Raw genomic sequence first — 25,387 nt, forward strand, 5'->3', positions numbered from 1 at the left:
ACCGACAGATGAGAGCGCGTGGATCATCCGGACGACAGCCAGGATCCGGGCCTGCCAGCGCGTCCACCAGTCAAGATCGCCGGTTAGGCTCGGCGGCATGACTATCGACAGCGGCGGGTCGCCGACTCGACCGGCGGTCACCCCGCCGACGTACGCCGCACCGGAGTCGCTGGTCGAACACGCCCGCCGGTTCTACGCCGAGGGCGGGACACCGGCCACACCCAGGATGGCCGCGACCGTACTGCTGGTCCGCCCGGCCCCGGCCGCCGACGGCGAGGCCGGGGACGACTTCGAGGTGTACGTCATCCGCCGGCTCGTCACGATGACGTTCGGCGGCATGTACGCCTTCCCCGGCGGCGGCGTCGACCCGTCCGACTCGCGGGCCGCGCTCGACTGGTCCGGTCCTCCGGCGGCGAGTTGGGGTGACCGGTTGGGACTGGCCCCCGACGCCGCCCAGGCGGTGCTCTGTGCCGCCGCGCGGGAGGTCTTCGAGGAGGCCGGGGTGCTGCTCGCCGGACCCGGTGCCGGCACCATCGTCGGCGACGTGAGCGGAGCCGAGTGGGAGTCGGCCCGGCAGGCGCTGGTCGACCGGCGGGCGAGCTTCGCCGACCTGCTGAGCGAGCAGCGGCTCACCCTCCGGGCGGACCTGCTGCTGCCCTGGTCGAGGTGGGTCACGCCCGAGTTCGAACCGCGCCGCTTCGACACGTACTTTTTCGTGGCCCTGCTGCCGGCGGGGCAGCGGACCCGCGACGTCTCCGGCGAGGCCGACCACACCATGTGGATCCGGCCGACCGAGGCGCTGGCGCGGGCCGACGCGGGCGAGATCTCGATGCTCCCGCCGACCAGGGTGACGCTGGCCGAGATCGCCGCGTCCGGTGGGTTGGCCGGGCTGCCGGCCGCCTCGGCGGAGCGGAACGCCGCCACCCCGGTGCTGCCCCGGTTCGAGTTGGCTCCGGACGGCACCGGCCGGTTCCTGCTCGGCTGAGGCCGAGCCCGAAGGATCGGAGAGACGGAAGCGGGCTCCCGGCGACCGAGTGGGTCGCCGGAAGCCCGGTGAAGGTCGTGCCGCCGATCAGCCGAAGCGGCCGGTGATGTAGTCCTCGGTCTTCTTGACGCTCGGGTTGCTGAAGATCTTCTGCGTGTAGTCGTACTCGATCAGGCGGCCGGGGTCACCGGTGCGCTCGATCGAGAAGAACGCGGTACGGTCCGACACCCGGGCCGCCTGCTGCATGTTGTGCGTCACGATGATGATCGTGTACTGGTCCTTCAGCTTGAACATGAGGTCCTCGATCGCCAGCGTGGAGATCGGGTCCAGCGCCGAGCACGGCTCGTCCATCAGCACGACCTGCGGCTCGACCGCGATCGTCCGGGCGATGCACAACCGCTGCTGCTGACCGCCGGACAGGCCCGCGCCCGGCTTGCCCAGCCGGTCCTTGACCTCGTCCCACAGGTTCGCCGAGCGGAGCGCCTTCTCGGCCGCGTCCTCCAGCACCGACTTGCGGCGTACGCCGTTGAGCTTCAGCCCGGCCACCACGTTGTCGAAGATCGACATGGTGGGGAACGGGTTCGGGCGCTGGAAGACCATGCCGATCAGCCGCCGTACGGCGGTCACGTCCACGTCGTTGTCGTAGATGTTCTGGCCGTCGATGGTCAGCTTGCCGTCGACCCGGGCCCCCGGCAGCACCTCGTGCATCCGGTTGATCGAGCGCAGGAAGGTCGACTTGCCGCAGCCGGACGGCCCGATCAGGGCGGTCACGGTCTTCGGCTCGACGGTCAGGTTGATGTTCTCGATCGCCTTGAACGACCCGTAGTACGCGGTGACGCTCTCCGCCTCGACACGCTTTGCCATGGTGGTTGCCCCTCCGGGGTTCATCGGGAGATCTGGCTGCGGCGAGCGAGCAGCTTCGCCGCGATGGTGAGGACGAGTACGAGGGCCACCAGGGTCAGCGCGGCGGTCCAGGCCCGGTCGGGCGAGTACCGTCCCGCCTCGGTCGCCTGCCCGTAGACGAACAGGGACAGCGACGACTGGTTGTTCTCGAACGGGTTGAAGTTGATCGCCGCGGTACCACCCGCGACCAGGAGCACCGGAGCGGTTTCCCCGGCGGCACGGGCGACGGCGAGCATCACGCCGGTGACGATGCCGGGCAGTGCGGTCGGGAGCACGATCTTCATGATCGTCTTCCACTTCGGGATGCCGAGGGCGTACGAGCCCTCCCGCAGCGGAGCCGGGACGAGCCGGAGCATCTCCTCGGTCGACCGGACGATCGTCGGCAGCATCAGCACGCTCAGCGCCAGTGCGGCGGCGAAACCGGAGTAACCCGGCCGTCCGTCCGCGCTGAAGTGCGGGGAGACGATGAGCACCCAGAACGCGAGGATGAACAGACCGGCGACGATGGACGGGATGCCGGTCATCACGTCCACGAAGAACCGGATCGTGTTGGCGAACCGGCCCCGGCCGTACTCGACGATGTAGATCGCACCGGCGACACCGAGCGGAACGGTGATCAGCGTGGCGATGCCGACCTGCTCCAGCGTGCCGATGATCGCGTGGTACGCGCCACCGTTCGCGTCCCGGGCGCCGATGTTGTTCATCGAGCTGCCGAAGAAGTCGCCGTCCAGCCGCGCGGTTCCCTTGGAGACCAGCGTCCAGACCACCGAGCTGAGGGGGAGTACGGCGAGCACGAACGCGGAGTGGATCAGTGCACTCCAGGTCCGGTTGTTCGCCGCCCGCTGCCCCTCGACGTTGCGAGCCACCAGATAGAGCGCGACCAGGTAGAACACGGCGCCGAGGACGATCGCCAGCACCCAGCCGCCGATGCCGGTGCCGTAGACCACGACGGCCGCGAGAACCAGCGCGAGTACGGCGATGCCGAGCGGTGCCCACTTGGACAGCCGCCGGCCGCGCAGTTCAACCCCGGTTCCGCTGGGGCTGACCAGGGTCGAGGCGCTCACGCTGCCCCCTCGGTGAATTCGCGACGGCGGTTGAGGATCACCCGGGCGGTCATGTTGACCACCAGCGTGATGGTGAACAGGACCAGGCCGGAGGCGATGAGGGCGCCCCGGCCGATGTCGTTGGACTCACTGAATCCGTTGGCGATGTTGGCCGCGATCGAGTTGCCACCGGACTGGATGAGGTTGAACGAGATGGCGAAGGTGGCGCCGAGGGTCATCGCCAGGGCGATCGTCTCGCCGAGCGCGCGACCCAGCCCGAGCATGACCGCGGCGACCACACCCGGCCGCCCGTACGGCAGCACCGAGGTGCGGATCATCTCCCACTTGGTGGCGCCCAGGGCGAGGGCGGCCTCCTCGTTGGCCGTGGGGGTCTGCATGAAGACCTCGCGGGAGAGCGAGGTGACGATCGGCAGGACCATGATCGCCAGGACCAGCGCGCCGAGCAGGATCGCCCGGCCGAACGGCCCCTCCCCGCCGAAGAGCGGGATCCAACTGAAGTATTTGTTGAGCCAGACCGAGAGGTCGGTGACCGGTCCGCTGAACACGTCGCGACCCCAGAGCCCGAACACGACACTGGGTACGGCAGCGAGCAGGTCGATGAGGAAGCCCAGGGTGTTGGCGATCCGCCGGTGGGCGTAGTGCGAGAGGTACAGCGCGATGCCGAGGGCCACCGGCACCGCGAGCAGCAGCGCGATGACCGCGCTCAGCACGGTGCCGAAGGCCAGCGCGGCGATACCGAACCGGGGCTCGCCCTCGTTCGGCGCCCAGTTCTTGAAGGTGAAGAAGTTCTCGTGGTTGGCCTGTAGGGCCGGTATGGCCCTGCTGACCAGGAAGATCGCGATCGCCACGATGATGACCAGCACCATCGTGCCCGCGGCCAGGGTCAGCACGCGGAACAACTGCTCGGCGCCGAATGCGCGGCGCCGGGGCAGGGCACCGCCGCCGCCCAGTCCGCCCCCGTCGGGAGCACGGTGGGACGGTGTCGCTGAATACTCGGCCGATTGCGCCGAAGCACCGGCGGGTCGGTCGTGACTCGTTGTCACGCCCGATCCGCCGGTGCCGGCGTCGGCCGAGCGGGGAGGGGTTTCACCCATCTGCTCGCTCGCTCCGTGTGGTGTCCGGGGGCTGGGTTACCGGGTCAGGCGAGGGTCTTGACCGCGGCCTCGACCTTGGTGCGGACCGACTCCGGCAGCGGGGCGTAACCGAGGTCGGCCAGATCGGCCTGACCCTCGCTGCTGGCCGCGTGCCCGAGGAAGCCCTTGACCAGCGCCAGCTTGTCGGCGGCGAGGCCCTTGTTGCAGACGATCTCGTAGGTCACCAGGACGATCGGGTACGCCCCGGCCTCCTTGGTGCTGTAGTCGATCGACAGCTTCAGGTCGTCGCCCTGGCCGGTGACCTCGGCGCTGGCGATGGTCTTGCCGGCCGACTCGGCGTTCAGCGCGACGAACTCGCCGGAACCGTTGGCGACCTTGGCGGTGCTGAGGGAGGAGTTCTCGGCGAACGAGAGCTCGACGTAGCCGATGGTGCCGGCGGTCTGCTTGACCAGGGCGGCGACGCCGTCCGAGCCCTTGGCGCCGGTGCCGCCCGGTGCCTTCCACGCCTTGGCCTTGCCGAAGGTCCAGTCGGTCTCGGCGGCCTTGCTCAGGAACGCGGTGAAGTTGTCGGTCGTACCCGACTCGTCCGAGCGGTGCACGGCCTGGATGGCGGTCGACGGCAGGGTCGCGCTGGGGTTGTCAGCCTTGATCGCGGCGTCGTCCCACTTGGTGATCTTGCCAGCGAAGATCTGCGCCAGGGTGGCCGGCTTGAGCTGCAGGTCGGTCACGCCGGTCAGGTTGTAGGCGATGGCGACCGGGCCGATGACCATCGGCAGGTGGATGGCCTTGCCCGACGGGCACTTGGCGTCGGCCTGCGGCTGCTCGGTGTCCTTGAGCGCAGAGTCCGAGCCGGCGAAGTCAGCGGTGCCGGCGATGAAGGACTGGATGCCCGCGCCGGAACCCGAGGGGTCGTAGTTGATGGTCACGCCGGTGCACTGCTGCTGGTAGGTCTTGACCCACTCGGCAACGGCGTTCTTCTGCGCGGAGGAACCCGCGGCGTTGATGGTGCCGGTGGCGCAGTCGGCTGCGGCGGCGGACCCGGAGGCCGAGGAACCGGCGGGCTCGTTGTTGTCCGAGCCGCACGCACTGAGTGCAAGTGCCGCAGTCAGAGCGAGGCAGGCAAGAATGCCGTGCCGCTGGAGCTTCACCTGAGGGGTTTCCCTTCACATGGACGGAGCGCCGGGAACTGGTGCCCCGGGAGCCGGCTATCCGCTGGCTACTACGCAAGTTAGAAGTGCCAGGTAGCCGGTTTGCCGGGCGCGAGTGAACGGGGAGTGAACAGGTGCGGCCGGCTAGATGGACCGCAGCTGAGGGCGAGTTGTCCGTTCCGTGAACTGAGGGGCGGGAGTTCGCTACGTCCGTTATGCGGCGCGTTGGTACTGCACGTGCGTCGTCCAACGGGAAAAGCCGAGTCGCCGGTAGAGCGCCACCGCCGAAGCGTTGGATTCGTCCACGTAGAGCATCACCCGGGTCAACCCACGGTCACCGAGATGACGCAGTCCGGCCGAGGTCAGGGCCTTGCCGAGGCCGAGACCGTGGGCCTCCGGTTCGACACCGACCACGTACACCTCGCCGACCGGTTCGCGCCGGACCCCGTCCGGTTCGACCCCGTCCGGCTGACCGTGCACCTTGGTCCAGTGGAAGCCGAGCAGGCGACCGGTCGACTCCTGCACCGCGAGCAGGAAGCCGGCCGGGTCGAACCACGGCTCAGCCATCCGTACGGCGAGGTCGGCCGAGGTCCACCGGCCCTGTTCGGGGTGTTCGGCGAAGGCCCGCCGGTTCACGTCGAGCCACGCCTGTTCATCCGTACCGGGACGGAACGCCCGCAGGACAACTCCGTCGGGCAGGGTGGGCTCGGCGAGGTCCCGGCCGAGCGGCCGGCGCATCTGCCACAGCTCCCGGGTGCGGGTGAACTCCAGGTCGAGGGCGAGCGCGGCGGCTGACGGGTGGTCGCCGTGTGCCCAGAGCCGCAGTTCGATGCCGACGCTCGCGGTGGTCAGCGCGGTGACCAGGGCGCGGCCCACTCCGGACCGCCGGTGGTCCGGATGTACGACGAGTTCCGCCTCGGCCCCGGTCGGGTCACCGGTCCGGTCGAGCTGGGCGTAGCCGACCGCCGTTCCGTCCTGGTCGCGTACGACCAGGTGGTCGACGGGGGCGGGGTCGTCCGGCCGGAGCCGGAGCGTCACGTGTTCGGACAGGGGGAGCGCGCCGTCGGCGCGGTCCGCTGCCCGTGCCAGGGCCAGGATGTCCCGGATCTCGGCGGGGCCGAGTCGATCGGTCCGGACTACCTCTGGCACGCCCATGGTCACCCGGCCACCGTAGCCCGAGGGCGCCAGGTGCGGCGGGTGGGATCACCGGGCCGAGGGCGACGTCACTGTGGTGGCAGGTGCGGCGTGCCCGTGGTTGCCGACGGGGTGGGCGTACGGCCCGACGCCTCCGGTCCGGCCGCTCGCGTGTCCGACCGGTCGGTGTCGGAGGAGGTGTCCCGGGGCAGTCCGGTCGGCAGGGACTCCAGCTCGAACCGGCGGAGCAGGTTGGGCAGGATGGTCCGGAGCGCGGCGACCGTCTGTTGCCGGTCGCCGCCCGCGTCGTGCATCAGGACGATGGCGCCGGCACCGACGCCGCCCGTGACGGTCGAGGCGATGCTGCCGGCACCGGGCCGGGTCCAGTCCCGGGGATCCACGGTCCAGTGCAGCGAGGTCATCCCGAGTTCCCAGGCGGTTGCCACGACTGAATTGGTCCAGTTACCGCCGGGCTGGCGGAAGTAGACGATCCGGGCTCCCGGCACCGCCGCCCGGATGGCCGTGTTGGTACGGGCCAGATCCGTCCGGATCGCCGTACGGGACCGGGCGCCGAGCGCGATGTCGTGCGACCAGGAGTGGTTGCACAGGGTGTGACCGGCGTCGGCGATCGCCCGTACCAGTTCGGGGTGGGCGGCTGCCTGCTGGCCGACCAGGCAGAAGGTGGCCTTGACCCGGTACTTGGCGAGCAGGTCCAGCACCTGGGGGGTGTAGCCCGGGTCCGGCCCGTCGTCGAAGGTGAGCGCGACCTCCCGTACGCCGGTGCTGATCCGGCTGCCGTACGGGCCGCCCTTCTCCAGGGCGAGCCGGGGGCGGTCGTCGGTGGGGATGGTCTCCCCGTCGGGGTTGGTGGGCGCGACCGACGAGGGGCTGGCCGACGGGGTGGCCGGTGCCGGGGTGCCGGTGGGGGACGGCGTGCCGGTGCCGACCCCGGGCGGGCCGGGTGTGGCGGCGACGCCGTTGCGGTCGGCTGCCGGGTCGGAGGTGCTGAGGGTACGGCCGAGCACGTACACGCTGCCGAGCACGGCGCCGACCGCCAGGGTGAGCACCATGATCAGTCGCAGGTGGGCCGAGCCAGCTCGGCGGTGTCCGTACTGGTAGTAGGCCGACGCCCGGCCACGTATCGATGCCACTGCCGTCCCTCCTGACGCCGCACCTGAAAACTCAGGGTACGTACGTTTTTGTCAGGTAAGAGGCGTTTCCAGGCATTAGACCGATTTGTCGAGCCTGACACGCCGAACGCCACCCAGTTGTTACACCGGATGGCGTTCGGGAGAGCTGCGGTACGGGGGTGGTGACGGATCAGACGGACATGGCCGCCGCCACGGCCGCCTCCGACTCCGACAGGGAGCGGGACGACGACGGCGGTACGACGAACTTGTAACCGACCTGGCGGACGGTGCCGATCATCGACTCGTACTCCGAGCCGAGCTTGGCGCGCAGTCGCCGGACGTGGACGTCGACGGTACGGGTGCCGCCGAAGTAGTCGTAGCCCCAGACCTCGCGCAGCAACTGGTCCCGGGTGAAGACCCGGCCCGGGTGCTGGGCGAGGAACTTGAGCAGCTCGAACTCCTTGTAGGTGAGGTCGAGCGGGCGACCCTTCAGCTTGGCCGCGTAGGTGTCCGGGTCGATCGAGAGCTCACCGGCCCGGATCTGCCCGCCGGCACCGGCGATGGCGTTGGTGAGCCGGCCCACGGCGAGCCGCAGCCGGGCCTCGACCTCGGCCGGCCCGGCGCTGGCCAGGATCACGTCGTCCACGCCCCAGTCGGCGTTCAGGGCGATCAGTCCGGCCTCGGTGACGACCGCGATCAGCGGTACGCCGAGCCCGGTGGCGTGCAACATCCGGCAGGTGGCCCGAGCCTCGCTCAGCTCGGAGCGGGCGTCCACGAGTACGGCGTCCGGGCTGGGCCCGGCAACGAGGGTCCGGACGTCGCGGGGTGCGGTACGAATCGAGTGGGGGAGCAGGTCCAGAGCGGGCAGTACGGCCGAGGGCTCGCCTGCACGCGCGGTGACCAGCAGCAGGATCTCCACACATCACCTCCGTCCCGGCGGCGCATCGCCGCGCGGTGGGCCAGCGTGTCTCCGGCTCATGGCCGGCTGGCGTCACTGGTCAATGGTGTCGGTCCCGGCGTCGCTGACGGGGCGGGGTAAGGCCCGAGCTTATCGGATCCGTTGCGGACCGATCCCGGACGATCGCCCCTTCAGCTGTGTTCTCTGACTCAACGGGGGAGGTTTTTACCTCCCCGTAACCAGAATCCGTGCGTCTGCGGCCCGATCTGGCACGATCAGTGCGTGTTCCCCTCGACGTCACCCGAGACCGGTCGCGATTCCTGGGCCGACGGGCCCCGTACCGGGCCGGCCGGACCAGCGCCCGGCCCTGCCCCCCGTGGCGGTTACCCGCCCGGGCCGGGCCAGTCCGGCATGCCCTACGACGAACCGCCGGTCGCGGTGGAGGAGGAGCCGGAACTCGAGACCGGCCGGCGGCGGCTGCGCGGCAAGCGCGGGTCCGACGACCCCGTACCCGGTAGTGGCCTCGACCCGGACACCGACGACGAGGACGAGGAGGAGATCGAACCGGTCCCGATCCGCCGTCCGCTCGCGCTGGCGGTCGCCGGTTTCGCCGGCCTGCTCGGCCTCGGGCTGGTCTTCGGCGCGCAGACCTCCGGTCCGGGCGCCCGGGTCCCGTTCGCCCTGGTGGTGTTCGGGGTGCAGTTGCTCTACATCCTGGCCTGGACGATGGCGATGCGACCGCCCGCGCTGCCACTGGTGGCCGGGGTCTCGGTGGCGGTCGCCGCGGGAGCGGACGTGGCCGCGATCGTGCCGGACGTGGCCGCCCTCGGGCCGGTCGGCTTCGTGGCGGTGGCCGGGTTCGTGGCCGGTGTTCTCGGCCAGTTGGTCCGCCGGACCGACCGGGCGCGGGTCACCGAGTCGCTCGGTGCCACCCTGCTGATCGTCATCGGGGTGGTCGCGTTCGCGAGTCTGATCGTGCTCAGCCGGCTCCCGATCGGCACCCAGGCGATCTTCGTCTGCCTCGGCGGGAGCGGGGTGGCCCTGGTCGTCGCCCGGCTCACCGACGCGGTTCTGCCCTGGCCCCGGCTGGCGCCACAGGTGCCCCGTGGCGCGGCCGGGGTGGTCCTCGGCGCGATGCTCGGCACCCTGGCCAGTAGCCTGATCGGCGGTTACGTGGTCGGCTTCACCCCGACCAGCGGTGCGATCGTCGGGCTGGTCGCGGCGACCGCGGCGGTCCTCGCCGATCTCGGTGTCGGCTACTCCGAGGCGGGACGCCTGATGGCCGGTGAACCGCCGACGATGTGGGTGGCCCGGCACATGCAGGGCCCGCTCGGCGGCTTCGCTCTGGCCGCCCCGGCGGCGTACGCGATGAGCGTCTTCTTCCTCTGACACACCGACAGGGCAGGCATCCGGGCATCGACACAACCCCTCGGCCTGCCGTAGGGGATCATGGGATTTCCCGGGTTGAGCCTGACGCGGGCCGGGTACATAAGCGGTTCCCGATCGGTCGCTCCGCCGATCCGGGCAGGCGGAGGCGGGTGGCGTGGCAGACAGTTATCCGGCACAGGGTGAGAGTTATCCGCGGCGGTTGCCCCGGTCCCACCGGACCGAGGACCGCCCGCGTCGGCGGGGTCGCAAGGTGCTCATCGTCCTGCTGATCCTGCTGCTGGTGCTCGTCGCCGCGCTGGTGGTCGCCGACCGGTACGCGGTCGGCTTCGCCGAGCGGGAGATCGCCACCCGGATCAGCCAGGAGACCGCCCGGCAGGGGATCAAGACCGGTCCCCCGGACGTGACGGTGAACGGCACGCCGTTCCTCACCCAGGTGATCGCCGGCAACTACGAGTCGATCGTGATCGTGCTGCGGGACGTCGAGGCACCGGTTCCCGACGTGCAGGCGACGGTGGCCCTGCCGGAACTGCACGTCGACGCCCGGGACATCGCCGCGTCGATCAACACTTTGCGTACCGGGCAGGGGCAGGTGACCGCCGGGACCGTCAACGGCACCGCGACCATCTCGTACGACAGCGTGGTGAAGCTGATCGACCAGCCCGGCATCCGGTTGCGGGAGGAGGGCGGCAAGCTCCTGGTCGACGCTCCGCTCCAGTTGCTGGGGCAGCAGTTCACCGTGCACGGTGCGGCCAACGTCAAGATAGAGGGCGCCGAGGTGGCGCTCAGCTTCAGCAACGTGACCGTGGACGGACTGCCGGAGATCCCGCTGGCCCGCCTGGCGGTCCAGGAGGCGGCCCGCCAGATCGGTTTCCGGGTCCCGCTGCCGGAACTGCCGTTCAACCTCCAGGTGCAGGAGGTCACGCCGCTGCCCGAGGGGCTGGCCGTACGGGCCACCGCGAAGGACGTACCGATCAGCTAGCCCGCGTTCACCCGTTCGTCGCCGTCCCGGATCGTGGTTGGCTGGTGACGCGAATATTTCCGGCTGGTAAGCTCCCTGCCCATGGGGACGCTCCTCACCAAACGGCGCGCGGTCGACCTGTGCCGCGTGGCCACCTGCCTGTGTCGCCCCGTCATCTGACGGCGGGGCTGCTCTCGCGTACCCTCTGATTTCCCTCACGCCCGGCAGCGGCGCCGTCGCACGAACCCGTGATCCTCTCGCTATGGGTCCCGCGCGTGGTGCGACGAAAAACATCGATACCCGCGCTGGCTCACCAATCCGTCATCCTTATTAGGAGTGATCTGATGAGTCGCGACACCGCACTCGTCTCGGCCGACTGGGCCGAGAAGAACCTCGACACCCCGGGCGTGGTCTTCGTCGAAGTTGACGAGGACACCACCGCCTACGACGGCGGCCACCTCGCCGGTGCGATCAAGCTCGACTGGCGCAAGGACCTCCAGGACCCGGTACGCCGGGACGCGGTCAACAAGGAGCAGTTCGAGGCCCTGCTCTCCGAGCGCGGCGTGAGCAACGACGACGTCGTGGTGCTCTACGGGGGCAACAACAACTGGTTCGCCGCGTACGCGTACTGGTACTTCAAGCTCTACGGCCACCGCGACGTGAAGCTGCTCGACGGCGGTCGCAAGAAGTGGGAGCTGGACGCCCGTCCGCTGGTCAAGGACGCCGTCTCCCGCCCCGCCACCCAGTACGTCGCACAGGAGCCGGACCTGAGCATCCGCGCCTTCCGTGACGAGGCCGTCGCCGCGATCGGGGTCAAGAACCTGGTCGACGTCCGGTCCCCCGACGAGTACGCCGGTCGCCTGCTCGCCCCCGCGCACCTGCCGCAGGAGCAGTCCCAGCGGGCCGGTCACATCCCGACCGCGGTCAGCGTGCCGTGGTCGAAGGCGGCCAACGAGGACGGGACGTTCAAGTCCGACGACGACCTCCGCAAGATCTACGGTGAGGCCGGGCTGGACGACGGCCTCGACACCATCGCGTACTGCCGGATCGGCGAGCGCTCCTCGCACACCTGGTTCGTGCTGAAGGAGCTGCTCGGCCACCAGAACGTGAAGAACTACGACGGATCCTGGACCGAGTACGGCTCGCTCATCGGCGTCCCGATCGTGCTCGGCGACGAACCGGGGAGGGCCTGAGCCATGACAGCTCCCACCGCCGCCGGTTGCGCGGCTCCGGACCAGTCGGCCCCGCTGCCGGCCGGTCTGGACCTGAACCGGGAAACCGTCATCACCGGCGTGGTACGGGCCGACTCGGGCGACGCCGTTCCCGGCGCCTACGTCCGGCTGCTCGACTCCACCGGCGAGTTCACCGCCGAGGTCGTCACGTCGCCGGAGGGCCAGTTCCGGTTCTTCGCCGCACCCGGCACCTGGACCCTGCGGGCCCTGTCCCGCCACGGCAACGGTGACGTCCTGGTCACCGCCGGCCGGGGCATCAACGAGGTCGGCGTCACGGTCGTCTGACCGGCGACAACAGCAGCGGATCCCCGCCCGGGCCGGTTGGCTCGGGCGGGGATCGCTTTTTGCGTACCGGGTTGCCCGCACACGGCGGTGGCCGCCGGACTCGGGTGAGTCCGACGGCCACCGTGGATCAGTAGCGGGTCAGTCGGTCGGGATCAGATCCCGCCGACCCGGGTGTCGCAGGGCGTCACCGGATCCAGGGTGAAGTTGATCGTCGAGACGAAGCCGGCCGAGATGGTGATGCGCTGCACCTCGGGAATCCAGCCGTCCTTGGCGACGATCAGGTCGTACTTCCCCTTCGGCAACCAGAGGCCGTAGGCCCCGGCGGCGTCGGAGGAGAGGGTGTAGCCGGTGTCGGGGTTGCCGTTCAGGTTCGCCCGTACCGTCGCCTTGACCGGTACGTCCGCCCCGGAGCAGCTGTCGCCGAGCACCGTGCCCTGGACCTTGCCCCAGCCGTTCGGCGGAGACACGTTCATCTCCACCGGGACCGACGAGACCGGGTACGGGGTGTCCGAGCCGAAGCCCAGCTCGGCGGTGTACGTACCCGGCTGGAGGACGCCGGCCTCGGCCGTGGCGGTCAGGGTGACCGTCACCTGCTTCGAGGCGCCCGGAGCCAGGGTGAAGGTGGACGGGGCCGTGGACAGCCACGACACGTCGCCACCGGCCTCGTCACAGAGCTCGAGACCACCGAGGTACTCGGTCTCCACCGAGCCGACGAAGGAGCTCGGCGAACCACCGATCTTGTACGCACCACACGCACCGGCACCCCGGTAGCGGGTGAACGCCGCGTTCGGCAGGTTCTGCCAGGCGCCGGTCGCCGGGTCGTACGCCACCGTCCGGTTGGTGATGGTGGCGGAGTTCGCGGTGACCCCACCGGCGATGACCAGCAGGCCACCGGCGGCGGCGTACTGCGAGCCCCACAGGTCGATCGGCAGGTCCGGCAGAGCCGACCAGGCGTTGGCCGCCGGGTCGTACTCGAACGCGTCGGTGGTGGTCGCCGAACCGGCCGTGCCGCCGCCGCAGTAGACCTTGCCACCGATGCCGCCGCAGGACATCCAGCCGATGACAAACGGGTAGTCGGCACCGGCGCTGAAGGTGTTGCTGGCCGGGTCGAAGATCACCGTGTTTTTCGTGCTGGTGCAGGTACCGTCGGCGCAGCCACCGACCAGGTAGATCTTGCCGTCGAGCACCGCCGTACCGGCGGCCGAACGCGCCGCCGGGTTGGTGACGCCGGCCAGGGTGCTCCAGGTGCCCGCCGCCGGGTCGAACACGTCGACCGAGGCGACCGGGGTGCCGCTGGCGCTCCAGCCACCGAGCACGTAGAGCTTGCCACCGACGGCCGCCGCGGACGCCTTGGAGCGGGCGCTCGGCATGTCGGGCAGCGTGCTCCACGCGTTGGTTCCCGGGTCGAGCACCCAGGTCTTGCGCTCGTTGCCGCTGCCGGAACCGCCACCGACGGAGTAGATCTTCCCGTCGATCACGGCTGCGGCGTTGTCGAAGACCGCGGCCGGGGTGTTGGCAACCCGGGTCCAGGCGGGGTCGATCGCGGGAGCGGCCGCCGCCGAGTTACCGGCCGGGCCGTACGCGACGCCGTTCTGGGCCGGGCTGAGCCCCTTCACGCTGTACTCGTTGAGGGCCGCACCCTGACGGGACAGGAGTTCGAACGTACCGTCCCGTTCCAGCACCTCCACCTCGGCCGGCGCGTTGCCGGTGTTGGTGACGGTCACCTTGGCGGTACGGGTGCTGCCGTACGGCTGGTGCGACTCGATCTGCGGCGGGCTGACCGAGAGCCGACCGGCCTTGAGGGCGTAGTCGGTCCGCTTGACGTTGTCCGCCACCACGGCGACGTTCTTCGTCAGCGGCCGGTACGGCGCCTTGCTCGCGGTGAACGGGTGGGTCCCGGTCACGCTGGAGAAGAACGAGTAGAAGCCGTCACCGATGTTCGGGTCGTCCGCCGTGGCCGCCGAGACACCCTTGTCCGCCGGCACGTCGTCGCTGGTCACGGTGACGCCGTTGAGCGCGGCACCGGTGTTCTGGTCGGTGGTGAAGCCGGCCACCAGGCCACCGGGCAGCGGGGTGCAGACCCGGTTGACGACGGTGACGTTGTCGACCTCCCACCACCAGGCGAAGGTGCCGTTGAACCGGAACCGCACCTGGGCGGTGGCCGCCCCGGCGAGCCCGGTCAGCGGGACCTCCTCGACGCGCGGGCCGCGCCGGCTGGCCGTCTGGTGCCAGATGTTGGTCCAGGTGGTGCCGTTGGTGGAGACGTCGATGTCGGCCGTGTCGGTGATCCCGACCGCCCGCCAGTCGCTGTTGAACTTCAGCACCGGCGCGCTCACCCCGGACAGGTCCAGCGTCGGGGTGACCAGGTCGGCGTCCTGGGTGTTGCCCGTGCCCAGGATGTCGCTGTCGATGATGGCGAAGTTGCCCGAGCCACCGGTCTGGTTGCCCCGGTTACCCGGGTCGTCGAACTCCCAGCCGCCGTCCTCGGTGCGGTTGACCACGGACCATCCGGCCGGGGTCGTCTCGGCGTCGAAGCTCTCCGAGAGCAGCGGGGCGCCCAGGTTGGCCGAGTATCCGGCCGCCAGGCAGTCCGCCGCCACCGGCACCGCGACGTCCAGGGTCTTCGCCGCGCCTTCGAGGACGAGATCCTTGGTCACGGCCGCGTAGCCGGCGGCCTTCGCCGTCGTGGTGACGGCGTACGTGGCGTTGCCCGGCACGGTGAACGAGTAGCGACCGGTGAACGGGTCGGTGAAGATCGGCCCACCGGGTCGACCGGCCACCTCGAGCTTGGCGTAGAGCGGCCAGCCGTGGCCGGAGCCGTCGGTGACCTTGCCGGAGACCGTTACCAACTGCGCCCCGACCAGGGCGAAGTCCTTCGTCACCGAGGTTCCGTCGGGAACGGTGACGGTAGCGGTCTGGGTGTGGAACCCGAACGCCGCCACGGTGAGCGTGGCGTCGCCGGTCGGCAGCCGCAGCGTGTACTTGCCGTCGGTGCCGGTGGTCGCGGTACGGGAACCGGTGCTGACGGTCGCGCCGGCGATCGGCTCGCCGCCGTCGGCCTCGGTCACCGTGCCGTTCACCTCACCGGCGCCGCCACGCGGGGCCTCGAAAACCGCCTCGTACGCGTTGAGCCGGCCCTCACCGAAGGTGTTGTTGTCGTCGACGGTGCCGCCACAGGTCAACGCCTCCACGTCGGTGGCGGTGTCGTCGAGCAGCGCCTCGGTGGCGGCGATGTCGTTGCGGATCGCCGGTGCCGCCGACCAGATCAGTGCGACCGTACCGGCGACGTGTGGTGCCGCCATCGACGTGCCGTTGAACGCCGAGTAGCCGCCGCCCGGAACGCTGGACCGGACGTTGCTGCCCGGTGCCGAGATGTTCGGCTTGATGGAGCCGTCGATCGAGGAGGTGCCCCGCCCGGAGAAGGACGAGATGTTGTTGTTGACGTCGTAGGAGCCCACCCCGTACGCGTTGGGGTAGTCACCGGGGTTCTCGGTGGTGTTGCAGCCGAGGTCCCCGTCGTTGCCGGAGGAGAAGTTGGGGAAGATCCCAGCCGCCCGCCAGGCGGCGACGGTCTGCTCGTACCACTCGTCGCCGCGGCCACCGCCCCAGGAGTTGTTCACGATGTCGGGGCGCAGGTCCGGCCGGGGGTTCTGGCCGGTGATGTCGGTCGGGGCGACGACCCACTGGCCGGCGGCGAGCAGAGACGCCTCGGAGCAGCCGGTGGTCTCGCAGCCCTTGGCCGCGATCCACTTGGCGCCGGGGGCGACGCCGACCTGGTTGGCGCCACCGTCGTCGCCGACCATGGTGCCCATGGTGTGCGTACCGTGGCCGTTGTTGTCACAGGGGACATCCCCGGCACAGATGTTGGCCGGGTCGAAGAAGTTGTAGTTGTGGTCGAAGTTGCCGCCGCCGAGGTTGCCCCGGTACTTGCCGACCACGGCCGGGTGGGTGTAGTCGACGCCGGTGTCGATGTTGGCGACAACCACGGTCTCGCCGCGTACGCCGAGCTCGTTCCAGACCCGCGGGGCCTGGATGTTGTTGATGTTCCACTCGACGGCGTTGGTGCCCGCGCCGGTCGGGTCGGCCGGGGTCGGCTTGATCAGCTCGTAGCTCCGGGTCGGCGCGATCCGCTCGACCTCGGGACGTGCGGCGATCGCGTTGACCAGCGCCAGGTCGCCGGAGCTGACCTGGAGGGCGTTGGCCACCCAGAACGCCTTGTAGCTGGCCTTGCGGTCCTCGAGTGCGGCCCGCAGGTCGCGCTGGGTCCGGTCGGCGGTGCTGGTGAGCTGCTCGTAGACCTTGGTGGCCCGGGCGTCCGCGTCCCCGAGAGAGGCCGCGGCGCTCAGGTTGGCCTTTTCGCGCAGGTACACCGTGAAGTTGGTGTTGCCCTTGGCGCTCAGCTCGCTGAGCACCTGCGGGTCGACCGCCGCGGTAGCTGCGGGTGCCGCGAAGGCGAGTGCCGGTTGGGCGGTGATACCGAGTACGACAGCCGAGACGATGGCGAATGATCGCCAGAGTCTGGATCGGCTCCCTGTTCGGTGTGACATGTATTCCTCCCCACTTTCGGCCTCCCGATCGGTTCGGGACGCCGGCCGCGGTGTCGGGTTGTCCGGCACCGCGTAGCACGCGTGGGGGCCTCGTTGGACACGCAGAGCATCCCCCACATCGGCTAGGAGTCATGCTCTGGCGCGTAGCGGTAGTGATCAATGGATGTTGTCGGCCAGTATTCGGGCAGTAACTGGTCGAGTTGCGGGCGGCCGGGGGGAGATCATGGCATCGGTCGGTGTCGTTGTTGACTCCATCGATCAAAGGGGATTGGCTGTCCCCACGCTGCGGACGGGGAGGTTGCGGGTGTCCAACAATGAGGTTCCGCTCGTCGTGTGCGTGTCGTCGGACGTGGCGGTACGGGAGCGGGTGGTCCGCCGGCTCGACGACTTCGGCACGGTGGTGATCTGCGCGGACCTGTCGGAGTTGCGGGCAATGCTCTTTCCCGGTACGGCCACCGAGCCGGGAGTCGGGTTGACCCCGGTCAACCTGGGAGAACTCACCGTCGACCCGGGCGGCCACCTGGTCACCTGGCGCGGGGAGCCGCTGGCCCTGACCCGGCTCGAACGGGAGTTGCTGGCCCGGCTGGCGACTCCGCCGGTCGGGGTCTGGACCTACGAACGGCTCTTCGGCTCGGTCTGGGGTGGGGCGTACCTCGGCGACACGGCGATTCTGCACTCGGCGGTGAAGCGGTTGCGGCGCAAGCTGCGTGCGGTCGAGGGCGGTCCGCAGGTGCAGACCGTACGGGGTGTGGGTTACCGGCTCGCCTTCGGTCGGGGCGCCTGAGCGGGCGGCCGGGAACGACGGTGGCCGCCGTACTCAGTGCGAGTACGGCGGCCACCTCCGTGCGTGGGACCAGGGTGGATCAGAAGCCCCGGTTGCCCTTCGGCTGCACGGTCAGCGTGATGCCGAGCGTCGGCACCGCGTACGGGGTGTCCGCCCGCAGTGCCAGTTGCGCCAGGTAGTCACCGGGCTGGTTGATGCCGTGCGCGCCGTTGGCGACGATCCGAAGCGTGATCGCCTTCGACGCACCGGGTGCCAGGGTGAACCGGTTCGGCGAGGCGGTCAGCCAGGCCACGTCCGTGCTCTCGTCGCAGAGCCCGAGCCCGGTCATCCGCTCCGACTCCGGCCCCGCGAGCGGTGCGAACGCCGCTCCACCGATCTTGAAGCCGCCGCACGCGCCGGCGCCCCGTACCCGGGGGACCAGCGTGTTCGGCAGGTCCTGCCAGGCGTTCGCCGCCGGGTCGTAGCCGATGGTCCGGTTGGTGAGCGTCTGGCCCTCGTCGATCACACCGCCGGCCAGCACCAGCCGGCCACCGGCCACCGAGTACTGCGAGCCCCAGAGGTCGATTGGCAGGTCCGCGATCGGGGACCAGGTGTCGGTGTCCGGCGCGTACGCGTACCCGTCGGTGTAACCCGACTCGTGGCTGAAGCCACCGGCGCAGTAGACCCGTACGCCGATCGCCCCACAGGACTGCCAGGCGACCTCGTGCGGATAGGCGGCCTTAACCCGGAACGTGTTGCCCGCCGGGTCGAAAGCGACCACGTCGGTGCTGGCGTTGCAGAGGAAGTCCAGGCAGCCGCCGACCAGGTAGACCTGGCCCTCGATCACGGACGCGGTGCCCGCCGCCCGCGCCGCCGGGTTGCCGACGCCGGGCAGTGTCTGCCAGGCACCGGTGGCCGGGTCGAAGACGTCGACGGCCGGTTCGGTACCGCCGTCCGGGGTCCAGCCGCCGAAGACGTACAGCTTGCCGTCCACCGCCGCCGCGGCCGGCTTGTACCGGCTGTGCGGCATGTCCGGCAGGGTCTGCCAGGCGTCGGTGGCCGGGTCGTAGACGTACGCCTCCCGCTTCTCCTCCCGGTCCGTCGTGCCGCCGCCGACCGAGTAGACCTTGCCGCCGACCAGGGCCGCCGCGTTGTCGTAGACCGGTGCCGGCAGGTCCGCGATCCGGCTCCACGAGTCGTCCAGCGGCGTCACCGCCCCGGTACGGGCGGCCGGCTTCCCGGAACCGGCGAACATACCGGCGCTGACCTTCGGCACCTTGTATTCGGTCAGCGGGGCACCCCTACCGGCGGCGAGTGCGGCGTAACCGCCGTCGCGTTCCAGCACCTCCACAGTGGTCGGGGCGCTGCCGGTGTTGGTGACCGTGACCTCGGTGTTGCGGCTGCTGCCGTACGGCAGGGTGGTTTTGATCTCGGTGCTGCCCAGTGCCAGCCGGCCGACCTTCAGGTCGAAGTCGACCCGACGGGCGTCACCGGTCGCGATCGTGCTGCTCTTGCTCCGGTTCTGGTACGGCGCCAGGCCCGCGACGAACGGGTGCTTGCCGTCGACCAGGGTGGAGAAGAACGAGTAGAAGCCGTCCCCGATGCTGCGGTCCTCCGGGGTGGCCGCCGAGACACTCCGCTCGGCCGGCCGGTCCGGGCTGCTGACCGGGACCCCGTTCAGCCCGGCGCCGGTGTTCGCGTCGGTGGTGAAACCGGCGACCAGGCCACCCGGCACCGGGGTGCAGGTACGGTCGACGACCTCGACGTTGTCGATCTGCCACCACCAGGAGTACTCGCCCCGGTAGCGGAACCGGATCTGCGCGTTCGCCTGGTTGGCGAGGGTCGGCAGGGGCACCTCCTCGGCCGCCGGGCCACGCCGGGAGACCTGCTGCATCGCCACGCCGACCCAGTCGACACCACCGTTGGTCGAGACGTCGATGCTGGCCGCGTCGCCGTTGCCGCCGATGTAGAGGTCGCTGGCGAAGCGGAGTACGGGCGCGTCGACCGTGCTGAGGTCGATGACCGGGCTGACCAGGTCGGTGTCCTGCGCCCTGCCCAGTCCGTAGTGGTCGCTGTCGGCGATCGCGAAGCCGCCGCTACCACCGGTCAGGTTCTCCCGGTTGCCCGGGTTGTCGAACGCCCAACCACTGTCGGCCCGGTTCACCACCGACCAACCGGCCGGGGCGCCGGGACCGGCGAAGCTCTCCGAGAGCAGGGTCCGGCCGATGCCGGCGGTGTAACCGTCGAGCTGGCAGGCGACGGCCGCCGGCACTCCGATGTTCGCCGTCCTGGCCCGGTTGGCCACGGTGACCTCGGTGCTGACACTGCGGTACCCGGCGCTCACGGCGGTCGTGGTCAGCCGGTAGGTGCCGCCGGCCGGCACGGTGAGCGAGTAGCGGCCGCTGGTCGGGTCGGTGAAGACCGGTCCTCCGGGGCGGCCGGCGACCTCGATCCGGGAGTAGAGCGGCCACCCCTGGCCGGAGGCGTCGGTGACCTTTCCGGAGAGGGTCACCAGGGGGAGCGCGGCCAGCGCGAAGTCCAGGGTGACCTGGGTGCCGGCGGCGATCACTGTCGCGGTCTGGCCGGTGAAGCCGTACGCCTCGACGGTGGCCGTGTACGTGCCTTCGACCACCGGAAGGGTGTAGTGACCGAACTGGTCGGTGCGGGCGGTACGGCCGTTCACCGCGACCGTGGCGTTGGCGATCGGCTCGCGGCTGCCGAGTACGGCGACCGTGCCACTGATCCTGGTGACCGGTCCACGCGGGGCGGCGGTGACCGCCCGGTAGACGTCGAGCCGACCCTCGCCGAAGTTGTTGTTGTCGTCGACCGTGCCACCGCAGCCGAGCGACTCGACGTCGATCGCGGTGTCGTCGAGCAGCTTCTCGGTGGCGGCGACGTCACCGCGCAGCAGTGGGGCCGCCGACCAGATCAGTGCTACCGCGCCGGAGAGGTGCGGGGCCGCCATCGAGGTGCCGCTGCTGATGCCGTACTGGTTGCCGGGGATGCTGGAGACGATGTCGACGCCGGGTGCGGAAACGTTCGGCTTCGGCTGGCCGTCCACCAGGGACGATCCTCGGCTGGAGAACTCGGCGATGTTGTTGTCGACGTCGTAAGCGCCGACCGCGTACGCCTCCGGGTTGTCACCGGGGGAGTTCGCGGTCCCGCAGCCGTACTCGCCGCTGTTGCCGGCGGAGAAGGTGGGGAAGATGCCGGCGGCCCGCCACGCGGCGATGGTCTGCTGGTACCAGAGGTCGTTCTGGCCACCGCCCCACGAGTTGTTCACGATGTCGGGGCGCAGGTCCGGCCGGGGGTTCTCACCGTTGAGGTCGGTCGGTGCGAGGATCCACTGACCGGCGGCCATCAGCGACTCGCTGGAGCAGCTCGCGGTCTCGCAGCCCTTGGCCGCCATCCACTTCGCACCGGGCGCGACACCGATCTGGTTGCCGGCACCGTCGTCGCCGACCATGGTTCCCATGGTGTGGCTGCCGTGCCCGGCGTTGTCGCAGGGTGCCTGGGTCGGGCAGACGCCCGCCGGATCGAACCAGTTGTAGTTGTGGTCGAAGTTGCCGTTGCCGAGGTTGCCCCGGTACGCGCCCACCAGTGCCGGGTGGTCGAACTGGACGCCACTGTCGATGTTGGCGATGACCAGGCCCTCGCCCCGGTCGGCGTACTCGGACCAGACCCGGGGCGCGCCGATGTTGGTCACGCCCCAGCCGATGCCGGTGACGTCCTGCGGTGCTGCCCCGCTCGACTTCGGTTCGACCAGCTTGTACGTGCGCGCCGGTTCGATCCGCTCCACCTCGGGGCGGGCGGCGATCGCGTCGACCAGGGCCCTGTTGCCCTGCACCTGCACCGCGTTCGCGATCCAGAACGACTCGTGTTCGGCCTTGCGTCGGGTCAGCTCGTCGAGCAGCCCGCGCTGCGTACGCGTCGCGGTGCCGGTGAGCTGCTGGTAGACCTGGCCGGCGCGGGCGTCCGCGTCCCTCACCTTCGCCGCGTTGCCGAGCTGCGCACGTTCGCGCAGGTAGACGACAAAACTCGCGTTGCCCTTGGTGCTGAGTTCGGTCAGCACCTGCGGGCTCACCGGGGCGGCCGGACCGGCTGCCGCGGCGATCGCCGGTTGGGCCGTGATGCCGAGTACGACGGCCGAGACCATGGCGAGCGACCGCCAGAGTCTGGACCGGCTCGCCCCTCGGCGTCCCAGTCGGTGTGTCATCTCTCCTCCACCTCCGCGGCGCCCCGACTGCTTCCGGAGCGCCGTCCACGCCGCTCCGGGATGTCCGGCGCGGCTGGGGCGGGTGCGGGGCCTGACTGCGACGTTGGAGGGGGTCCGCGCACCGGCCCAGGAGACATGGTCGGGGTCGTTTTGACCATGATCAAGACCGGAGGTAGGCAGTATTCGGGCAGTATTAAGCCCGAATTCAGTCATCTTGACGTCCCTGGGAGGGTGCCCATCCAATTGGGAGGGTGCCCACAGGCCGTTGACTCCGCCGACCGGAGCGCGTTGGCTGATGCGAGCCGATGCACGGGGAGGATCCGGTTGACTGAGACCGAGGTACCGCTCGTCGTATGCGTGTCCACCGACGCGGCCGTACGTGCCAGGGTACTGCGCCGACTCGACGACTTCGGCCGCGTACTCATCGTCGCCGATCTGGCGGAACTGCGGGCGACGCTGTTCCCCCCGGAGGGTGCCCCGACGGGCCCGCCGACCCTGCCGTCCGCCCTGCCGGTGAGCATCGGCGAACTCTTCGTCGACCCGGTCGGCCACCTGGTCACCTGGCGCGGGGAGCCGTTGGCGCTGACCCGGCTGGAGCGTGAACTGCTCGCCCGGCTGATCGGACCGCCGCTGATGGTCTGGACCTACGAGCGGCTGTTCGACTCGGTCTGGGGTGGTGCCTACCTCGGGGACACGGCGATTCTGCACTCCGCGATCAAGCGCCTGCGCCGGAAACTCCGGGCCATCGAGGGCGGTCCGCAGGTGCAGACCGTACGCGGAGTCGGCTACCGGCTGCTGCCCGTACTCTGACCGCCGGGCGGCCGTACTTTGACCTGCCCTGACGTGTCACGATGGCGGGCGTGAGTACAGACGCGGCGGTGTACCCGCCGCCGGCCAGCCCACCGGAGCCGGGGCCGGCGTCCCCCCGATCGCGGCGACGTTGGCTGCTCGTCGGGGTGGCCGCCTGGGCGGTTCTGCTGCTCCTGGTCGCCTATGTCTCGATCCGCCGCGACGCCCCCACCGTCCGGGAGCAGCGCGACGTCGTCGCCGCCCTGCCGGTGCTCCGCCGGGCCATGGGCCTGCTCCTGGCCGGCGCGGGATCCGACCCGGTGGTCGAGATCAGCGGTCCGGCCATGGAACGGGGCTGCCGGATCACCCCGGTACGCGACGGCGGGGAACTGGTCGGCACCATCACCCTGCGGACCGCCGAAGCCGAAGCCCCGGCCCTGCTGGACCGGGTGGCCGAGCACCTCCCCGACGACTACCGGGCCCGGGTACGGCACAACCCGACACTCGGCACCCACACCCTGCGCGCCGACGCGGGCGAGTTCGTCGCCATCTACGGCGACGTCACCGACCCCGGCGTTGTCGAACTCACCGCGGAAAGCGGCTGCCGACCCGTCCCCGCGAACTTCGACTTCGTCGAAAACATGATGGGTCTGCCCATCGACGCCGAACCCGGCCGGGTGCTGGCCGCCCTCGGTCTGGCCGCCCCCACCCCCGCACAACGCGTCGGCAGCATCCCCTGCCCCACCGGCGGCCTCGTCCACACCGCCACCGCCTCAGCCCCCGGCACCCCAACCCCCGCCGCCCTACGAGCCCTGCCACCCCAGGGCGCAACGATCATCACCGCCGACCCCAACCTCCACGCCTACCGCACCCCCACCCTGAGCGTGGTAATCACCCTCACCCCCACCCAAACCCAAACCAAGGTCCAAACCACCACCCCCTGCCCCTGACCCCCTTCCGGCGTTGATCATGAAGTTAGCGCAGGTTTTCGTCGCCTACGGCGTCGCTAACTTCATGATCAACCGGGTTCGATGGGTGGGTGGGGGTGGTTTGATCATTGGGGGAGCACTGCTTGCGGAGGGGTGTCGGGGATGACCGATTACGGGGATCTGTTGCCGGTGGCGCACGCGGCCGTCGACCTGGCCCGGGACATGATGCGTACGCTCCGGCCGGGGGTGCTGACCGGCAAGGGTGACCGGGACATGGCCTCCGAGGTCGACTACGCCATCGAGCGGAAACTCCGCACCTTCCTGGCCGAACGTACGCCGCAGGTCGGCTTCCTCGGCGAGGAGGAGGGGACCAGCGGGGCGGGTGACGACCTGACCTGGTCACTCGATCCGGTCGACGGCACGGTCAACTTCGTACACGGGTCACCGCTGTGCGCGGTCTCGCTCGGTCTCATCGAGCGGCGGCGGTCCGTACTCGGGGTGATCGACCTGCCGTTTCTCGGCAACCGTTACTTCGCCGCGCTGGGGCACGGCGCCTTCGTCGACGGGGAGCGGATCCATGCCAGCCGGACCGGCGACCTGACCGAGGCGCTGGTGGCGGTCGGGGACTTCGCCGTCGGCGAGGGTGCGGCCGGGCTGAACGAACACCGGCTGGCGATCACCGCCGCCTTCGCCGAACAGGCCCAACGCGTACGGATGTTCGGCTCCGCGGCCATCGACCTGGCCTGGCTCGCGCACGGGCGGCTCGACGCGTTTGTCATGTTGAGCAACAAGCCGTGGGACACCAGTGCCGGCGTGATCATCGCCCGGGAGGCCGGCGCCCGGCTGGCCGACCTGGACGGCACCCCGCACACCGCCGACTCCGGCGCGACCATCGGCGCCAACGAGGCACTGCTGCCGTCGGTGCTGGCACTCGTCCGACAGGCCGCGCCGGTCCGCTGACCCGTTCGGGGCGGCACAATGAAGCCATGTACATCCGTACGGCCCGGATCGACGAACTGCCTCTCCTGCAGGAGATAGAGCGCGCCGCCGGGAAGTGTTTCCGGGACATCGACATGGTGGAGATCGCCGAGGACGACCCGCCGAGCCTGGCCGAGCTCACGGCGTACCAGGAGGACGGCCGGGCCTGGGTCGCGGTCGATCCGAGCGACCACCCGATCGCGTACGTGATCACCGACGAGGTGGACGGGAACCTGCACGTCGAGCAGATCTCGGTGCACCCGGACAGTGCCCGGCGAGGGGTGGGACGACGGCTGCTGGAACACCTCGCCGCCGAGGCGACCTCCAACAAGGTGGGTGCGCTGACCCTCACCACCTTCGTCGAGGTGCCGTGGAACGCGCCGTACTACGCCCGGTGCGGATTCCGGCCCCTCGACCCCGGCGAGCTGACCCCCGGACTGCGGGCGATCCGGGACCGGGAGGCCGCGCACGGGCTGGACCGCTGGCCGCGTACGGCGATGCGGTGGGACCTGTCCGGGCGGGACGACCAGCCCACCGACCTGTCGGGGCGGGACGACCGGCCGGGTCAGTAGACCAGCGCCTGGGCGCCGTCGGCCATCGCCTCCTCGACGAAGGCCGCCGCCCCGGCGATCCGTACGCCCGGCAGGACGTCCGCCTCGCCGATCTCCCGCCGGGCCGCGCACTGGGAGCAGACGGTGACCCGACCGCTGGTCAGGATCACGTGCAGCAGTTCGGCCAGCGGGGCCGAGTGGGGCAGCTCGAACTCGGCCGCCCGGCCGGGCAGCGCGAACCAGCTCGACTCCCCGGTGAGCCACAGCGACACGTCCACTCCCGAGGCGACGGCCGTGGCGGCGACGGTGAACGCCTGGGCGCACCGCTCCGGCGAGTCGGAGCCAGCCGTGGCCTTGACGACGAGAGTGCGTGCCATACCGACCAGCATAGGAT

General features: G+C 70.4%; 21 protein-coding genes. 11 read left to right on the forward strand and 10 right to left on the reverse strand.

Annotated features, from left to right (window positions below):
• The first annotated feature begins 97 nt into the window (after positions 1 to 97).
• A complete protein-coding gene (locus OIE47_RS16205; protein WP_326562323.1) occupies positions 98 to 985 on the forward strand; it encodes an NUDIX hydrolase in 888 nt (295 codons plus the stop codon).
• Positions 986 to 1,072: 87 nt separating this feature from the next.
• Here the strand turns inward: OIE47_RS16205 and pstB are convergent, their stop codons facing one another.
• The 7 genes from pstB to OIE47_RS16240 all read right to left on the reverse strand — a co-directional run bounded on the left by pstB (position 1,073) and on the right by OIE47_RS16240 (position 8,377).
• Positions 1,073 to 1,849: a phosphate ABC transporter ATP-binding protein PstB gene (pstB, locus tag OIE47_RS16210; protein WP_326562324.1), complete on the reverse strand. Its 777-nt coding sequence runs from the start codon at positions 1,847 to 1,849 to the stop codon at positions 1,073 to 1,075.
• Between the two features lie 20 nt (positions 1,850 to 1,869).
• The gene (gene pstA / locus OIE47_RS16215; protein ID WP_326563116.1) at positions 1,870 to 2,907 is read right to left on the reverse strand and encodes a phosphate ABC transporter permease PstA; all 1,038 of its coding nucleotides are present in this window, start codon (positions 2,905 to 2,907) and stop codon (positions 1,870 to 1,872) included.
• Positions 2,908 to 2,948: 41 nt separating this feature from the next.
• Positions 2,949 to 4,046, reverse strand: coding sequence for a phosphate ABC transporter permease subunit PstC (gene pstC, locus OIE47_RS16220; protein ID WP_326562325.1), 1,098 nt, complete (start codon positions 4,044 to 4,046; stop codon positions 2,949 to 2,951).
• A gap of 44 nt (positions 4,047 to 4,090) precedes the next feature.
• Entirely contained in the window at positions 4,091 to 5,194 is a 1,104-nt protein-coding gene (gene pstS, locus OIE47_RS16225) for a phosphate ABC transporter substrate-binding protein PstS (protein ID WP_326562326.1), read from the reverse strand.
• Positions 5,195 to 5,407: 213 nt separating this feature from the next.
• Positions 5,408 to 6,349: a mycothiol synthase gene (gene mshD / locus OIE47_RS16230; RefSeq protein ID WP_326562327.1), complete on the reverse strand. Its 942-nt coding sequence runs from the start codon at positions 6,347 to 6,349 to the stop codon at positions 5,408 to 5,410.
• Between the two features lie 68 nt (positions 6,350 to 6,417).
• Positions 6,418 to 7,398 carry a polysaccharide deacetylase family protein gene (locus tag OIE47_RS16235; protein WP_326563117.1) on the reverse strand — a complete coding sequence of 327 codons (981 nt, stop codon included), beginning with the start codon at positions 7,396 to 7,398 and terminating at the stop codon, positions 6,418 to 6,420.
• A 250-nt stretch (positions 7,399 to 7,648) separates the two neighbouring features.
• Positions 7,649 to 8,377: a winged helix-turn-helix transcriptional regulator gene (locus OIE47_RS16240; protein WP_326562328.1), complete on the reverse strand. Its 729-nt coding sequence runs from the start codon at positions 8,375 to 8,377 to the stop codon at positions 7,649 to 7,651.
• A gap of 261 nt (positions 8,378 to 8,638) precedes the next feature.
• Between OIE47_RS16240 and OIE47_RS16245 the strand changes: the two genes are divergently transcribed.
• The 5 genes from OIE47_RS16245 to OIE47_RS16265 all read left to right on the forward strand — a co-directional run bounded on the left by OIE47_RS16245 (position 8,639) and on the right by OIE47_RS16265 (position 12,220).
• Positions 8,639 to 9,745 (forward strand): hypothetical protein, encoded by a 1,107-nt coding sequence (locus tag OIE47_RS16245; protein WP_326562329.1) that lies wholly within the window; start codon positions 8,639 to 8,641, stop codon positions 9,743 to 9,745.
• A gap of 250 nt (positions 9,746 to 9,995) precedes the next feature.
• Complete coding sequence (locus tag OIE47_RS16250) at positions 9,996 to 10,724, forward strand: LmeA family phospholipid-binding protein (protein WP_326562330.1); 729 nt, start codon at positions 9,996 to 9,998, stop codon at positions 10,722 to 10,724.
• An 81-nt stretch (positions 10,725 to 10,805) separates the two neighbouring features.
• Complete coding sequence (locus tag OIE47_RS16255; RefSeq protein WP_311202345.1) at positions 10,806 to 10,883, forward strand: Ms5788A family Cys-rich leader peptide; 78 nt, start codon at positions 10,806 to 10,808, stop codon at positions 10,881 to 10,883.
• A gap of 164 nt (positions 10,884 to 11,047) precedes the next feature.
• Positions 11,048 to 11,896 (forward strand): sulfurtransferase, encoded by an 849-nt coding sequence (locus OIE47_RS16260; protein WP_326562331.1) that lies wholly within the window; start codon positions 11,048 to 11,050, stop codon positions 11,894 to 11,896.
• A gap of 3 nt (positions 11,897 to 11,899) precedes the next feature.
• Positions 11,900 to 12,220, forward strand: a complete 321-nt coding sequence (locus OIE47_RS16265; protein ID WP_326562332.1) for a DUF1416 domain-containing protein — start codon at positions 11,900 to 11,902, stop codon at positions 12,218 to 12,220.
• A 152-nt stretch (positions 12,221 to 12,372) separates the two neighbouring features.
• Here OIE47_RS16265 and OIE47_RS16270 read toward each other — a convergent pair whose 3' ends face one another.
• Positions 12,373 to 16,767 (reverse strand): S8 family serine peptidase, encoded by a 4,395-nt coding sequence (locus tag OIE47_RS16270; protein ID WP_326562333.1) that lies wholly within the window; start codon positions 16,765 to 16,767, stop codon positions 12,373 to 12,375.
• A gap of 349 nt (positions 16,768 to 17,116) precedes the next feature.
• Here OIE47_RS16270 and OIE47_RS16275 point away from each other — a divergent pair, with 349 nt between their 5' ends.
• Positions 17,117 to 17,551, forward strand: coding sequence for a winged helix-turn-helix domain-containing protein (locus OIE47_RS16275; protein ID WP_442792161.1), 435 nt, complete (start codon positions 17,117 to 17,119; stop codon positions 17,549 to 17,551).
• Between the two features lie 79 nt (positions 17,552 to 17,630).
• On the opposite strand, the gene OIE47_RS16280 is transcribed toward OIE47_RS16275, so the two are convergent.
• Positions 17,631 to 21,746 carry a S8 family serine peptidase gene (locus tag OIE47_RS16280; protein ID WP_326562335.1) on the reverse strand — a complete coding sequence of 1,372 codons (4,116 nt, stop codon included), beginning with the start codon at positions 21,744 to 21,746 and terminating at the stop codon, positions 17,631 to 17,633.
• Positions 21,747 to 22,070: 324 nt separating this feature from the next.
• On the opposite strand from OIE47_RS16280, the gene OIE47_RS16285 reads away from it, so the two are divergent.
• The 4 genes from OIE47_RS16285 to OIE47_RS16300 all read left to right on the forward strand — a co-directional run bounded on the left by OIE47_RS16285 (position 22,071) and on the right by OIE47_RS16300 (position 25,014).
• Positions 22,071 to 22,556, forward strand: a complete 486-nt coding sequence (locus tag OIE47_RS16285; RefSeq protein WP_326562336.1) for a winged helix-turn-helix domain-containing protein — start codon at positions 22,071 to 22,073, stop codon at positions 22,554 to 22,556.
• A gap of 50 nt (positions 22,557 to 22,606) precedes the next feature.
• Complete coding sequence (locus tag OIE47_RS16290) at positions 22,607 to 23,485, forward strand: hypothetical protein (protein ID WP_326562337.1); 879 nt, start codon at positions 22,607 to 22,609, stop codon at positions 23,483 to 23,485.
• A gap of 141 nt (positions 23,486 to 23,626) precedes the next feature.
• Positions 23,627 to 24,424: an inositol monophosphatase family protein gene (locus OIE47_RS16295; protein WP_326562338.1), complete on the forward strand. Its 798-nt coding sequence runs from the start codon at positions 23,627 to 23,629 to the stop codon at positions 24,422 to 24,424.
• Positions 24,425 to 24,450: 26 nt separating this feature from the next.
• Positions 24,451 to 25,014: a GNAT family N-acetyltransferase gene (locus OIE47_RS16300; protein WP_326562339.1), complete on the forward strand. Its 564-nt coding sequence runs from the start codon at positions 24,451 to 24,453 to the stop codon at positions 25,012 to 25,014.
• Here the strand turns inward: OIE47_RS16300 and OIE47_RS16305 are convergent.
• Positions 25,008 to 25,382 carry a DsrE family protein gene (locus tag OIE47_RS16305; protein ID WP_326562340.1) on the reverse strand — a complete coding sequence of 125 codons (375 nt, stop codon included), beginning with the start codon at positions 25,380 to 25,382 and terminating at the stop codon, positions 25,008 to 25,010. The genes OIE47_RS16300 and OIE47_RS16305 overlap by 7 nt on opposite strands.
• Between the last annotated feature and the right edge of the window lie 5 nt (positions 25,383 to 25,387).

It is taken from the genome of Micromonospora sp. NBC_01796, assembly GCF_035917455.1.
In the GTDB taxonomy this organism is placed as follows: domain Bacteria; phylum Actinomycetota; class Actinomycetes; order Mycobacteriales; family Micromonosporaceae; genus Micromonospora_G.

Coding starts and splice junctions, on each gene's coding strand:
- OIE47_RS16205 (WP_326562323.1), top strand. CDS start 98: ATGACTATCGACAGCGGCGGGTCGCCGACTCGACCGGCGGTCACCCCG.
- pstB (WP_326562324.1), bottom strand. CDS start 1,849: ATGGCAAAGCGTGTCGAGGCGGAGAGCGTCACCGCGTACTACGGGTCG.
- pstC (WP_326562325.1), bottom strand. CDS start 4,046: ATGGGTGAAACCCCTCCCCGCTCGGCCGACGCCGGCACCGGCGGATCG.
- mshD (WP_326562327.1), bottom strand. CDS start 6,349: ATGGGCGTGCCAGAGGTAGTCCGGACCGATCGACTCGGCCCCGCCGAG.
- OIE47_RS16235 (WP_326563117.1), bottom strand. CDS start 7,398: ATGGTGCTCACCCTGGCGGTCGGCGCCGTGCTCGGCAGCGTGTACGTG.
- OIE47_RS16255 (WP_311202345.1), top strand. CDS start 10,806: ATGGGGACGCTCCTCACCAAACGGCGCGCGGTCGACCTGTGCCGCGTG.
- OIE47_RS16260 (WP_326562331.1), top strand. CDS start 11,048: ATGAGTCGCGACACCGCACTCGTCTCGGCCGACTGGGCCGAGAAGAAC.
- OIE47_RS16265 (WP_326562332.1), top strand. CDS start 11,900: ATGACAGCTCCCACCGCCGCCGGTTGCGCGGCTCCGGACCAGTCGGCC.
- OIE47_RS16270 (WP_326562333.1), bottom strand. CDS start 16,767: ATGTCACACCGAACAGGGAGCCGATCCAGACTCTGGCGATCATTCGCC.
- OIE47_RS16280 (WP_326562335.1), bottom strand. CDS start 21,746: ATGACACACCGACTGGGACGCCGAGGGGCGAGCCGGTCCAGACTCTGG.
- OIE47_RS16295 (WP_326562338.1), top strand. CDS start 23,627: ATGACCGATTACGGGGATCTGTTGCCGGTGGCGCACGCGGCCGTCGAC.
- OIE47_RS16300 (WP_326562339.1), top strand. CDS start 24,451: ATGTACATCCGTACGGCCCGGATCGACGAACTGCCTCTCCTGCAGGAG.
- OIE47_RS16305 (WP_326562340.1), bottom strand. CDS start 25,382: ATGCTGGTCGGTATGGCACGCACTCTCGTCGTCAAGGCCACGGCTGGC.